The sequence below is a fragment of the Candidatus Omnitrophota bacterium genome (assembly GCA_028716245.1).
GTDB lineage: Bacteria > Omnitrophota > Gorgyraeia > Gygaellales > Profunditerraquicolaceae > UBA6249.
On sequence record JAQUQW010000002.1, the window covers coordinates 474,323 to 487,646 of the forward strand.

Sequence of the window (13,324 nt, forward strand, 5' to 3'; positions counted from 1 at the left end):
AGCATATGACGTGTCTCTCTACACAAGGAGGAAAAAGAATGGCATCACAAGAGAAAGTAAAATCAATCATAGCGGAACAGTTAGGCGTAAAACCGGAGGAAGTAACTCCTGAAGCATCATTTGTTGATGATTTGGGCGCGGATTCCCTGGATACCGTGGAGTTAGTTATGGCTTTAGAAGAGGAATTTGGTATTGAGATTCCTGATGAGGACGCGGAAAAGATCACCACTGTTGGCGATGCCATCAAGTATATTGATGAGAAAAGCGCCAAATAATATATCCAATTAACAGCAAATAAATAATTTACCCCGCATTTTTTAATCCAGCGGGGTAAATTTATATTAGTATGCATACAAAAAAAAGAGTGGTAATAACAGGTTTAGGGGTAATTAGCCCCGTAGGTAATGACATTTCCAGCTTTTGGGGATCTTTGAAAGCCGGCAAAAGCGGAATAGGGCCGATTACCAGCTTTGATGCCAAGGATTTTGATTCCCGGATTGCGGCGGAAGTAAAGAATTTTGACCCCACCCAGTATGGAATTTCCCTTAAAGATATTAAAAGGACGGCAAGATTCGTGCAATTTGCCGTAGCCTCGGCCAAGCAGGCGGTTGAGTCTTCGGGCCTTGAATTAGATAAAGAAGACAGGAATCGTATCGGCGTAATTATTGGTTCCGGCATCGGCAGTTTGCATACAATTGAGGAAGAGCATAAAGTTTTTCTTAGTAAGGGCCCCTCCAGATTATCCCCATTCCTTATCCCGATGCTTATCGTTAACGAAGCAAGCGGTCTGGTGGCGATTATCCACGGATTAAAGGGGCCAAATTCCTGCGTGGCTACTGCTTGCGCTTCAGGTTCTCATGCCATAGGAGAAGCCTACCGCACTATTCTTTATGGTGATGCCGACGCAATGATTACCGGAGGCACGGAGAGTTGTATTGTGCCTACCGCGTTAGGCGGTTTTTGCGCTTTAAAAGCCCTTTCGACCAGGAATAATGAACCGGAGAAAGCCAGCCGTCCTTTTGAACGGGATCGTGATGGTTTTGTTATGGCCGAAGGAAGCGGTTTAGTAGTCTTAGAAAGTTTAGAGCACGCTCAAAAGAGAAATGCCAATATAATCGCCGAGATTGTCGGTTTTGGCATGACTTGCGATGCTTATCATATAACCGCTCCTGATCCCGGCGGAGAGGGTGCTGCTTCAGCGATGATTGTCGCGCTCAAAGACGCGCAGATGAATCCCAGCCAGATAGATTATATTAACGCGCACGGCACTTCCACTAAGCTCAACGATAAAATTGAAACTCTATCCATGAAAAAAGCATTTGGCCAGCACAGCAAGAAGGTAATGGTCTCTTCGACTAAGTCGATGACCGGCCATCTTTTGGGCGCCGCCGGTGGAGTAGAGTTTGTGGCTTGTTGCCTGGCAATCAAAGACGGAGTTGTTCCCCCTACCATCAATTATGAGCATCCTGATCCGGAATGCGACTTGGATTACGTGCCCAATACCGCGCGTAAAGTAAAAGTAACAGCCTGCATGTCCAATTCTTTAGGGTTTGGCGGACATAACGCCTCTCTGATTGTCAAAAAGTTTAAATAAGCACCTATTTAAAAAAATGGGCTATACGATTGCGGAAAAAATATTATTGAAGCATTGCGCTCAAAAGTCGATTGCGCCGGGAGAGTTTATCGAAGCCAGCGTTGATGTTGCTTTGGCCAACGATATTACCGCTCCTCTTGCCATCGCTGAATTTAAAAAATCCGGTTTTAAGCAGGTATTTAATAAAAATAAAGTTGTTTTAGTTCCGGACCATTTTGCCCCGGCCAAAGATTTAAAAAGCGCCAATCAATGCAAAATTTTAGCTAATTTTGCTAAAGAGCAGGGGATTAAGAATTATTTTGAAATCGGGAATATGGGGATTGAGCATGCCCTTTTGCCGGAAAAAGGAATTGTCTTACCCGGAGATCTGGTAGTCGGTGCGGACTCGCATACCTGCACTTACGGGGCTTTGGGCGCCTATGCCACCGGGATGGGTTCAACGGATTTAGCCCGGGCCTATATCGACGGCAAATGCTGGCTAAAGGTTCCGGCAACGCATAAGTTTATATATAAAGGTAAGTTGAATAAGTGGGTGGGCGGCAAAGATTTGATTCTTTATACCATCGGCCAGATCGGTGTTGATGGGGCTTTGTATAAGGTAATGGAATTTTGCGGCCCGGTGATTGAAAAATTGGGGATGGATGACCGTTTTTCAATGTCTAATATGGCGATTGAAGCCGGGGCAAGGGCGGGAATAATCGCCCCGGACGCGGCTACTAAAAAATTCGTAGCCGGCTTTAAACGCAAATCTAAATTTTACCATTCAGATCCTGACGCGGTCTATGAAAAAACATATGAATGGGATGTTACTAAATTAGAACCAATGGTTGCCTGCCCGCATTTACCGAGCAATGTTAAGCCGGCAGGCGAACTAAAAAATGTTAAAGTTGACCAGGTAGTTATTGGTTCATGCACTAACGGCCGGATTTCGGATTTACGGATCGCGGCATCTTTAATTAAAGGTAAAAAAGCAGCCAAGGGAGTGAAATTAATCGTTTTTCCGGCAACGCAAAAAATTTACCTGCAAGCGGTAAAAGAAGGGCTGGCTGAGATCTTTGTTAAGGCCGGGGGAGTTTTTTCAACCCCGACTTGCGGCCCATGCCTGGGCGGACATATGGGTATTTTAACCGACGGCGAGGTAGCCATTGCTACCACCAACCGGAACTTTTTAGGCAGGATGGGCAGCCCTAAATCTTTTGTGTATCTGTCTAATCCGGCAGTGGCCGCGGCATCGGCAGTAACCGGTAAAATTACGCATCCGGGAGCGTTAAAATGATTATTAAAGGCAAAGTCCATAAATTTAACGATGATATAAATACCGATGATATCATCGCGGCCAAATATCTGGTTTCTACTGACGCGCAAGAATTAGGCAGGCACTGTATGGAAACCATCAGCCCGGATTTTTCGCAAAAGGTCAGCCCCGGGGATATAATCGTTGCCGGGGATAATTTTGGCTGTGGTTCAAGCCGGGAGCACGCGCCTTTGGCGATTAAAGGGTGCGGGATCGCCGCGGTGATTGCTAAAAGTTTCGCGGCCATATTTTTTCGAAACGCCATAAACATCGGTTTGCCTTTCTTAGAATCAGCGGATGTGGATAAAATTAATAACGGAGATATTATTGAAATCGACCTGGATTCCGGCGTAATTAAAAATATAACACAGGATAAAAATTATAAAACGCAGGCCTTTCCGAAGTTCTTACAGCAGATTGTTGAGAGCGGCGGCCTGATTAATTATATTAAAAAGAAGGTGTCCAATGTATAAAATTGCGGTAATCCCCGGTGACGGAACCGGCCCGGAGGTAGTTAACGAGGGCTTGAAAGTTTTACAGGCAGCTTCCAAGAAGTTTAATTTTCAGTATGAAACAAAGTCTTTTGATTTCAGCGGACAGAGGTATTTAAAAACCGGAAAATTGGTTGATGATAACGATATCGCCGAATTAAAAAAATATAATGTAATTTATCTTGGCGCGGTGGGGGACCCGAATGTAAAACCCGGAATTATTGAGACAGGGGTGCTGCTTAAATTAAGGTTTGCTTTGGATCAATATATCAACCTGCGCCCGGTCAAGCTTTATAATTCCAATTTTTGCCCGCTTAAGGATAAAAAACCGGAGGACATCGATTTTGTGGTCGTGCGCGAGAACTCCGAAGGCTTATATAAAGGTATGGGGGAGTTTAAAGACAAGGGGACGGCTGATGAAGTGGCTATCCAGATTTCCTATAATACCCGTAAAGGGGTGGAGCGCTGTATCCGTTACGCTTTTGAGTACACGCGTAAGCGCAATAAAAGGAAGAAGCTGACCCTTTGCGGTAAAACCAATGTTTTGACCTATGCCTGGGACCTTTGGCAGCGCACATTTAATGAAGTAGCCAAAGAATACCCCGATGTAACCACGGATTACGCCCACGTTGACGCCACGACAATGTGGTTTGTAAAAAATCCCGAATGGTTCGATGTCATTGTTACGGACAATATGTTTGGCGATATTATCACGGATTTAGGCGCGATGATCCAGGGTGGTATGGGAATAGCTGCCGGGGGAAATATTAATCCGCAGGGAGTTTCGATGTTTGAGCCTATCGGCGGAAGCGCGCCAAAATATACCGGTAAAAACGTGATTAACCCTTTGGCCGCGATTTGCGCGGTAGGGATGATGCTTGAGAGTTTAGGAGAAACTGAAGCTGGGAAGGCAATCGAGAACGCGGTTATTGAACTAGTAAGTAAGAAACTGAAATCACTTGCTGCCGGTAAAATGGGTTATTCGACAACAGAAATAGGCGATCTCGTAGTTAAGAATCTATAATTTCTAGCGGGTGGCGAGACTTGATTCGAGCGGCATCTTAAAATTCGAGCGGGCACGGTTGCCCGCAATAAATGTTTCGGCAGAGCGAGAATTTTACCGAAGCGCAGCGAGCCACGCTGGGGCGAGCAAGCGGTGCGGCGAGAACAAGTCTCGGCAGGATCCTCTAAGTAATAAAGAAAGGTTATAAAAGATGAAGAAATATAATGTGGCGGTAATCGGGGCGGGAGTTGTGGGGATTGAGATGTTGCGGGTTTTAAAGCAGCGGAATTTTCCCGTGAATACCTTAAAAGTTTTTGCCCGTTCAGCCCGCGATATAAATATCGATGGGCAGGTTTATTCAGTTGAGCCGATTACTCCGGACGGTTTTAACGGAATCGATATCGCATTATTTGCCGGTACCGAAGGTGAGAAGGGGGCTGCGGTTAGTTACGCGCCTGAGGCGGTAAAGCGAGGCGCTGTGGTTATTGATAACGGCGCGGATTTTCGCATGGATCCCAAGGTGCCTTTAGTTGTTCCGGAAGTTAATCCCAATGATGTTAAAAAACATAAAGGAATTATCGCCAATCCTAATTGTTCGACCATCCAGATGGTGGTAGCTTTGAATCCTATCCATAAGAAGGTAGGAATCAAGAAAATTATCGTTACCACTCTGCAGGCTTCCAGCGGGGCAGGGAAAGGAGCGGTTGAGCAATTAAAAGAAGAATCAAGCTTAATTGCCCAGGGTGGATTTGAAAATATTCAAGTCAGCGTTTTAAACAAAGCTATGCCGCAACAGTTGGCTTACAATTGTTTTCCGCATATCGGCAGTTTTGTTGAGGGTGATTATACAAATGAAGAGTGGAAGCTGGTCAAGGAAACACACAAAATTATGCACGCGCCAAAGATTAAAATTTCGGCAACTACCGTGCGTGTTCCGGTCAGGACCGGGCATTCCGAATCTGTTTATATTGAAACTACTAAGCCCTTAACTGCCGAAGGAGCCAGGAAAATTTTAGCCAAGGCTCCGGGCGTTGTGCTGATGGATGATCCTAAGAATAATTTATATCCCATGCCTAAGGATGTCGAGGGTAAGGATGAAACTTTTGTCGGCCGCATCCGCCAGGATGCCTTTAATAAAAAGGGATTGTGGCTGTGGGTAGTGGCGGATAATTTGCGTAAAGGCGCTGCCACAAATGCCGTGCAAATCGCTGAATGCCTAATTTCAAGCTCCAAATAGAGTATGACGGCACGCATTATTACGGTTGGCAGGTGCAGAATGGTAAAAAGGTAAGTTACCGGGCAAACAAAACCATCCAGCATGTTTTAGAGCAGGTCCTTAAGAAAATCCTCCAGGAAGAGATTAAGCTCACCGTTGCCGGACGCACGGATTCAGGAGTGCACGCTCTTTCCCAGGTTGCTAATTTTAAAAGTTATTCAAAAATGCCTCTGGCAAGATTGCGCTGGGCGATAAATTGCCTTCTGCCTGAAGATATAAAGGTAACGCGGATTCAAAAGGTGGGTTTAGATTTTAACAGCCGGTTTTGCGCCAAATCTAAGATTTATCGTTATACGATTTTAAATCGAAAATATTCTTCGCCTCTGTCGGCAGGCAGGGTATATTTTTTTCATCATCCTCTGGATGCAAGATTAATGTGCAGTGAGGCCAAATTTCTTCTTGGCCGGCATAATTTTAAAGCTTTTCAGGCTGCTGAAGACAGGCAGAGGAATCCTGTGCGTACCATTAAGCGTATCAGGATCATCAAGGATAAAGATTTTTTGTATTTTGACATTGAAGCAGACAGTTTTTTGTATAATATGGTCAGAAATATCGCCGGAACCTTGCTAGAGATTGGCAGGGGAAGGTTTCCAAAAGGGAGTATGCGTAAGATCCTTAAATCAGGCGACCGTTCGCTTGCCGGGCCGACTTTGCCGGCAAAAGGATTATGCTTAGTTAAGGTAAAATATTAATAAACAGAGTCGAAACAGTTTCGAATCTAATCGGGAAATAGGGTACATATAAGTTAAAAAGCAAAAATTTTATTTGACTTAATTTATAATTCTGTTATAATTATTTTTCTATGAAAAAGACATATACAGCTAAGCCGGAAGACATTAAAATGAAGTGGTATATCGCTGATGCCAAAGGCCAGACCTTGGGAAGGCTGGCAGCCAGGATTGCCACTATCTTAAGAGGCAAGCATAAGCCGATTTTTACTCCGCATCTGGATACTGGTGACGGGGTAATCGTGATTAATGCCAGCCAGATTAAGGTTACCGGGCGTAAACTCAAGCAAAAGGTTTATCGCCGATATTCCGGGTATCCGGGAGGCTTACGCGAAATAAAATTAGAGGTGCTTTTAGCTAAAAAGCCGGCGACAGTTATGCATTTAGCCGTGCAGAGGATGCTGCCTTCAGGCCCGTTAGGAAGGGATTTAATTAAAAAGTTAAGGGTTTTTGCCGATGATAAACATGATTTAACCGGTATAAAACCGATTGTTTTGGAGGCCAAGAAATAATGAGTGAGTCAACTAAATATATAGCATTGGGTAGGCGTAAGGAATCAACTGCCAGGGTGCGTATGGAACCGGGCAGCGGCTTGATTACTATCAATGGCCGTCCTTTTGAGAAATATTTCCTGCGTGAAACAGACCGGATTATTGTTTTACAGCCTTTGGCGCTTACGGAAAGCGCAGGTAAGTTTAATATCGCTGCCAGGCTCGCTGGTGGTGGATTAACCGGCCAGGCCGGCGCTCTGCGCCTGGGTATTGCCCGCGCGCTTTTAAACGCGGATGAAAATTTTAAGGCGATATTCCGTAAGAATGGGTATTTAACGCGTGATCCGCGAATGAAGGAGCGTAAGAAATACGGCCAGAAGGGCGCGCGCAAACGCTTCCAGTGGACAAAGAGGTAAGCGATAAATAAATTTAAAATATAAGTTTGTAAAAAGTCCCGCTGATGAAGCGGGATTTTTTGTTTGTACAGCATTAAGCTCTACGCGGGTCCTGTCAGGCCTTGTCTCTCGCAGCACCGCTCGATTTTCCCCAGCGTGGAAAATCTTCGCTTCGGCAAAAATTCTCGCTCTGCCGGGAGATTTATTGCGGGCAACCCTGCCCGCTCGAATTTTTGAGATGCTCACTCGAGTCCAAGGCTTGCCACCCGCGTTAAGATTTGAGCCGCTGAATTTTATGTCCCGTCGAGAAAAATCCTTGACGGAAGATTGATTTTATTCTAAGATGTTTAAATTAGGGAATTGCGCGGGTGTGCCCTTGCGGGCAAGGAGAGTCCAATGATTATCAATGTTGGAATAATCGGAGCCACCGGTCATACTGGAGAGGTTCTTATTGAACTTTTGCTTAGCCATCCCAATGTTAAGATTACCCGCCTTTACAATAGCGGAAAAAGTAGCCAAGGGGCTTGCGTTATTTCCGATATTTTTCCAAAATTTAAGAAGAGACTGGACCTGGTTTGCACAAAACCGGATTGGGCCCAAATTAAAAAAGATTGTGACCTGATTTTTTTGGCCCTGCCGCATACCATATCGATGAAATTCGCGCCTAAACTTTTGAGTTTAGGCAAGAGGGTCATTGACTTAAGTGCCGACTATAGGATTAAAAATCAGGCGCTTTATGAAAAATTTTATAAGATAAGCCATCTGGATAAGGCCAATTTAAAACAAGCAGTTTACGGGTTGCCGGAATTAAATAGAGCAAAGATTAAAACCGCAAAACTCTTGGCCAATCCCGGATGTTATCCGACTTCGGCGATTCTTGCGCTTGCCCCATTGCTGGCGGTAAATTTAGTGGATACGGATTCGATTATTATCGACGCTAAATCCGGAGTAAGCGGGGCGGGGAAAAAACTGGAAAAGGAATATTTATTTTCTGAGATACAGGGAGATTTTCGGGCTTACAAAGTTAACGTGCATCAACATTCGCCGGAAATAAACCAGAGTCTCTCTAAGCTATCCGGAAAAAAGATTGAGGTGGTATTTGTGCCGCATCTTTTACCCATTGAAAGGGGCATACTTTCGACGATTTATCTTAAGAAGTCTCCGGGAGCAAAACTTAAAGTAAACAGCGTAGTAGAATTATATAAAAAATTCTATAAGAATGAGCCGTTTATCCGGATCAAACCGGATGGTGTTTTTCCCCGGATCAAGGATGTGGTTAAGACTAATTTTTGCGACATTGGGGTCAAGGATTTTGGTAAAACAATTATTGTCATTTGCGCCATCGATAATTTATTAAAAGGAGCATCAGCTCAAGCAGTACAGAATATGAATATTATGTATAAGCTGCCTGAGACAGCGGGATTATTATGAAGAAGGTTTTAAAAGCAATTTTACCTGCGGGATTTAAGGCAAACGGCATAGCTTGCGGATTAAAGAAGTCCGGTAAGTTGGATTTGGCGTTGCTTTATTCCGAGTATCCGGCCATAGCCAGCGCGAAATTCACCACCAACAGTATTATTGCCGCGCCGCTGGTAGTGTCTAAAATGCACTTAAAATCTGCCAAGAGATTTCAGGCTGTTTTGATTAATAGCGGCAATGCCAATTGTTTTACCGGCAAAGCCGGGATTAAAGATGCCCAAGTTTCTGCCGGATATGTGGCCGATAGATTAAAAATCGCCAAGAGCAGCGTTTTAGTTAATTCTACGGGGATTATCGGAAAGAAACTGGATATTGAAAAAATTAAGCGAGGTATTCAGGAATTAGCCAGCGGGTTATCTACTTCCGGTATTCATAAGGCAAAAAAAGCGATTATGACCACGGATACCTTTGCTAAAGAAATCAGCTTAAGTATAAGGATTGCCGGCAAGCCGGTGCATATTTGCGGCATCGCCAAAGGCGCAGGGATGATTGCTCCGGATATGGCAACGATGCTTTGTTTTGTTATGACCGATGCCTCGATCACCAAAGAGGCTTTAGATAAAACACTGGCAGTTGCCGTAGATAAAACTTTTAACTGTATTTCCGTAGATGGTTGCATGAGCACAAATGATACGGTATTAGTTTTAGCTAACGCTAAGTCGGGAAATAAAACTATTTCCTCTGGAAAAGATCTGCGGAATTTTTCCAAAGCTTTGGAGTTTATTTGCCTGGAGCTGGCTAAGATGATAGTTTTGGATGCTGAGGGGGCTACTAAATTTATCCAGATTGAAGTTTGCCGGGCAAAGGATTGGCATGAAGCAAAAAAAGTAGCTTTAAATATCGCCAACTCAGCGCTTTTTAAGACCGCTGTTTTTGGAGAGAATCGAAACTTTGGCAGGGTGGCCGCCGCGGTTGGCGCGAGTGGTTTTGATATTAAAGAGAGCCAGTTAAAAATAAAGCTCGGTTCATTAAAGGCAAAACAGGTTAAACTGTGGGTGAGTTTATCCCGGGGTAAAGCCAAGTGCGCGGTTTTTACTTCCGATCTTACTCCGGAATATATAAAGATCAACGCCACTTACAACTAGGGAGAGAGCCAATGAAAGACGCGATCAGGAAAGCAGATGTTTTAATTGAAGCATTGCCTTATATAAAGAAGTTTCATAAAAAGGTAATTGTGATTAAATACGGCGGAAGCATCTTGGGGGATGAAAAAATCCGCAGCGGTGTTTTAGAGGACATCGTCTTTTTGAATTTTATGGGATTACGGCCGATCGTTGTACATGGGGGCGGCCCGAATATCAGTGAGCGTATGCGCGCCTCTGGTAAGAAGACGGAGTTTGTGGAAGGAATGCGGGTTACCGATGAAGAGACCTTAAAATTGGTGGAAGAAGAATTATTGGTGTTGAATGAATTGATCGTTAAAGAACTGGATGTATTGGGAGCAAAGGCTTTTAGCTTAAACGGTAAGGATGACGATCTGATTCAGGTTGAGAAGAAAAAGACTGAAGTTGACATTGGCTTGGTGGGCCAGATTAAGGGTATTAATACGCAGTTATTGAATAAGGAACTGGGAAAAGATAAAGTAGCGGTAATCCTGCCTATGGGGATAGGAAAAGATGGGAAGGCTTATAATGTAAATGCCGATGAAGTAGCGGCCAGTATTGCCGCAAATATCCAGGCGGAGAAGCTGGTCTTGTTGACCAATGTCAAAGGGATTCTGCGTCATGCTGATGATCCGTATTCCTTTATTTCTACTTTGACAGTTGCTGAAGTAAGCGGATTGATTGAAAATAAGATTATTCAACAGGGGATGATCCCCAAGGTTATGGCTTGCGTGGAAGCGTTAAACGGCGGAGTAAAGAAAACACATATTATTGATGCGCGCACTCCCCATGGCCTGCTCCTTGAGATTTTTACTGATCATGGTATCGGGACAGAAATTATAAAATGAAACTAGAAGAGATTTTTCAGGTTTACCAAGAAAACATAATGCCCACCTATAGCAAGGTGCCGCTGGTATTTGTTAAAGGCAAGGGTTCGCGGCTTTGGGATATTAATGGAAGGGCCTATCTGGATTTTTTCCCGGGTTGGGGTGTGGGCAATCTGGGGCATTGTCATCCTAAAGTAATGCAGGGTGTGCGGGATCAAATCAGTAAACTAATCTTTGTGCCGAATAATTATTATCATCCTTTTCAGGCAAAGTTGGCCAAAGAGTTGATTTACTTAAGTTTTCCGGGTAAGGTCTTTTTTGCCAACTCCGGAGCAGAAGCCAATGAAGGGGCGATTAAGCTGGCGCGGAAGTTTGGTAAAGGCAGGTATGAGATAATTACTTTTGAAAATGCCTTCCACGGCAGGACCTTAGCCGCCTTGGCCGCTACCGGCCAGAAGAAATACCAGGCTGGTTTTGAGCCGATGCCGGAGGGTTTTAAGCAGGTTAAGTTTAACGATATAAAAGCGGTCAAGCAGGCGGTTACGGATAAGACGGTTGCGATCATGCTTGAACTTATTCAGGGAGAAGGCGGAGTAAATGTCGCTGATAAAGATTTTATTTTGGCGCTTAGAAAATTATGCGATGAGAAGAATTTACTTTTAATCATTGATGAAGTGCAGACCGGTATCGGCAGGACAGCTAAGATGTTTGGTTATCAGCATTATGGCATAACTCCCGATATTATGACTTTGGCTAAGGCTTTAGGCGGAGGCCTGCCCATCGGTGTGATGATTGCCAAAAGAGAACTGAGCGATCTTTTTGCTCCGGGTATGCATGCCTCTACTTTTGGCGGCGGCCCGGTAATTTGCCGGGCGGCTTTAGGGGTTTTTAAGGCGATGCAGAAAGAAAAAATATTAAAGAATTGTCAGAACATGGGGGAGTACCTTTTGGAAAAATTAAAGCTTTTAAAAGATGCTTTTCCGGTGATCAAGGAAATAAGGGGTATAGGGTTGATGCTGGGAGTGGAATTGGCTATTGAAGGAAAGCCAATCGTAGAGAAATGTATGCTCCAGGGTTTGTTGATCAATTGCACGCATGATAAGGTTTTAAGATTGATGCCGGCGTTAAACATTACTAAAAATGAAATCGATAAAGCCGTAAAGATCTTAGAGAATGTCTTAAAGGAGCGCGCATAATGAAAAAGGATCTGCTTTCAATCAGGGATTTAACTTTAGAAGAGATTAATTCTATTTTTAAACTTTCATCCGGGCTTAAGAAGAATAAAAGGAAATTTAACAAGGTATTATCCGGTAAAACTTTGGTTTTGATTTTTCAGAAACCGTCGAATAGGACACGGGTTTCTTTTGAGGTTGGGATGTACCAGTTAGGAGGGAATTCCCTGTATCTGTCGCCAGCTGAGATTAATATCGGCGTAAGAGAGAGCGTAAGGGATGTGGCTAAAACTATTTCCCGCTATGTCGACGGGATTGTTTTAAGGACATTTGAGCATAAAAACTGTTTGGATATGGCCGCTGCCGCAACCGTTCCGGTTATCAACGGTTTGTCGGATTTCTCGCATCCTTGCCAGGGGCTGGCCGATATTTTTACGATTAAAGAGAAATTGAAAGACCTGAAAAATGCCACCTTAGCTTATGTTGGGGACGGCAATAATGTCTGTAACTCTTTGCTTTTCGCGGCAGCTAAAACCGGGATGAATATTACCGTGGCTAGCCCTAAGGGGTATTTTCCAGATGAGCAGGTAGTTAAGCACGCGCAGGAGATCGCCAAAGACACGGGCAGTAGGATAAAAATTACCGAAGATCCGGTTAGCGCGGTAAAAGGGGCGCAGGTTGTTTATACTGATGTTTGGGCCAGTATGGGACAGGAAGAGGAGATCGCCAAGCGAAAAATTATCTTTAAGGATTTTCAGATCAATGCCAGGTTTTTGGCCAATGCCGCGCCGGGAGTCCTGGTTATGCACTGTTTACCCGCGCACAGGGGCGAAGAGATAACCGATGAGGTTATGGACAGTAAAAATTCAATTGTTTTTGATCAGGCGGAAAACAGGATGCATGTTCAAAAAGCAATTTTGATTAAGTTGCTTAAGAGTCAAGCTTAGCGGGTGGCGAGGCTTGATTCGAGCAACATCTTAAAATTCGAGCGGGCACGGTTGCCCGCGATAGATGTTCCGGCAGAGCGAGAATTTTACTGAAGCGCAGCTGTCCACGCTGGGGACAGCAAGCGGTGATGCGAGAACAAGACTCGCCAAACCCGCTAACATTTGAAATTTAAGGAGACTCTGGATGAAAAAAGTAGTGTTGGCTTATTCAGGCGGATTGGATACCTCTTGTATAGTCAGGTGGTTAAAGGAAAGAGGTCATGATGTGGTCTGTTTTGTGGCGGATCTTGGCCAGGGGCTTGGCCAAGGAGAAAACTTTGAAGCAATCGAAAAGCGGGCGCTTGCCGCCGGGGCATCCAAAGTTTATATCCGTGATCTTCAGGAGGAATTTATCAGTGATTTCATTATTCCCGCTTTAAAGGCCAATGCTGTTTATGAGGGTAAATACCTTTTGGCTACGGCGTTGGGCAGGCCGTTAATCGCTAAATATTTAGTGCAGATTGCGCATAAAGAGAAGGCCGGAC

Annotated in this window: 15 protein-coding genes; all 15 read left to right on the plus strand. The window is 44.3% G+C overall.

Annotated elements, in window-relative coordinates:
- The first annotated feature begins 38 nt into the window (after positions 1-38).
- Entirely contained in the window at positions 39-275 is a 237-nt protein-coding gene (gene acpP, locus PHG87_06010; GenBank protein ID MDD5477729.1) for an acyl carrier protein, read from the plus strand.
- A gap of 71 nt (positions 276-346) precedes the next feature.
- Positions 347-1,594 (plus strand): beta-ketoacyl-ACP synthase II, encoded by a 1,248-nt coding sequence (gene fabF / locus PHG87_06015; protein ID MDD5477730.1) that lies wholly within the window; start codon positions 347-349, stop codon positions 1,592-1,594.
- Between the two features lie 16 nt (positions 1,595-1,610).
- Positions 1,611-2,870 (plus strand): 3-isopropylmalate dehydratase large subunit, encoded by a 1,260-nt coding sequence (leuC, locus tag PHG87_06020; GenBank protein MDD5477731.1) that lies wholly within the window; start codon positions 1,611-1,613, stop codon positions 2,868-2,870.
- Positions 2,867-3,361, plus strand: a complete 495-nt coding sequence (locus tag PHG87_06025) for a 3-isopropylmalate dehydratase small subunit (protein MDD5477732.1) — start codon at positions 2,867-2,869, stop codon at positions 3,359-3,361. The genes leuC and PHG87_06025 overlap by 4 nt, the downstream gene beginning before the upstream one ends.
- Positions 3,354-4,403 carry a 3-isopropylmalate dehydrogenase gene (locus PHG87_06030; protein ID MDD5477733.1) on the plus strand — a complete coding sequence of 350 codons (1,050 nt, stop codon included), beginning with the start codon at positions 3,354-3,356 and terminating at the stop codon, positions 4,401-4,403. Before PHG87_06025 ends, PHG87_06030 begins: the two co-directional genes overlap by 8 nt.
- A 190-nt stretch (positions 4,404-4,593) precedes the next feature.
- Positions 4,594-5,619 carry an aspartate-semialdehyde dehydrogenase gene (locus tag PHG87_06035; GenBank protein MDD5477734.1) on the plus strand — a complete coding sequence of 342 codons (1,026 nt, stop codon included), beginning with the start codon at positions 4,594-4,596 and terminating at the stop codon, positions 5,617-5,619.
- Positions 5,595-6,350 (plus strand): tRNA pseudouridine(38-40) synthase TruA, encoded by a 756-nt coding sequence (truA, locus tag PHG87_06040; protein MDD5477735.1) that lies wholly within the window; start codon positions 5,595-5,597, stop codon positions 6,348-6,350. Before PHG87_06035 ends, truA begins: the two co-directional genes overlap by 25 nt.
- A gap of 110 nt (positions 6,351-6,460) precedes the next feature.
- Positions 6,461-6,898 (plus strand): 50S ribosomal protein L13, encoded by a 438-nt coding sequence (gene rplM, locus PHG87_06045; protein MDD5477736.1) that lies wholly within the window; start codon positions 6,461-6,463, stop codon positions 6,896-6,898.
- Entirely contained in the window at positions 6,898-7,293 is a 396-nt protein-coding gene (gene rpsI / locus PHG87_06050) for a 30S ribosomal protein S9 (protein ID MDD5477737.1), read from the plus strand. The genes rplM and rpsI overlap by 1 nt, the downstream gene beginning before the upstream one ends.
- Positions 7,294-7,671: 378 nt before the next feature.
- Positions 7,672-8,703, plus strand: coding sequence for an N-acetyl-gamma-glutamyl-phosphate reductase (gene argC / locus PHG87_06055; GenBank protein ID MDD5477738.1), 1,032 nt, complete (start codon positions 7,672-7,674; stop codon positions 8,701-8,703).
- Positions 8,700-9,836 (plus strand): bifunctional glutamate N-acetyltransferase/amino-acid acetyltransferase ArgJ, encoded by a 1,137-nt coding sequence (argJ, locus tag PHG87_06060; protein MDD5477739.1) that lies wholly within the window; start codon positions 8,700-8,702, stop codon positions 9,834-9,836. Before argC ends, argJ begins: the two co-directional genes overlap by 4 nt.
- Positions 9,837-9,847: 11 nt before the next feature.
- Positions 9,848-10,702, plus strand: coding sequence for an acetylglutamate kinase (gene argB / locus PHG87_06065; protein MDD5477740.1), 855 nt, complete (start codon positions 9,848-9,850; stop codon positions 10,700-10,702).
- Entirely contained in the window at positions 10,699-11,877 is a 1,179-nt protein-coding gene (locus tag PHG87_06070; GenBank protein ID MDD5477741.1) for an aspartate aminotransferase family protein, read from the plus strand. Before argB ends, PHG87_06070 begins: the two co-directional genes overlap by 4 nt.
- Positions 11,877-12,800, plus strand: a complete 924-nt coding sequence (argF, locus tag PHG87_06075) for an ornithine carbamoyltransferase (GenBank protein MDD5477742.1) — start codon at positions 11,877-11,879, stop codon at positions 12,798-12,800. The genes PHG87_06070 and argF overlap by 1 nt, the downstream gene beginning before the upstream one ends.
- Before the next feature lie 184 nt (positions 12,801-12,984).
- Positions 12,985-13,324, plus strand: a 340-nt coding sequence (locus tag PHG87_06080) for an argininosuccinate synthase (protein ID MDD5477743.1), incomplete at its 3' end; no start/stop codon positions are given.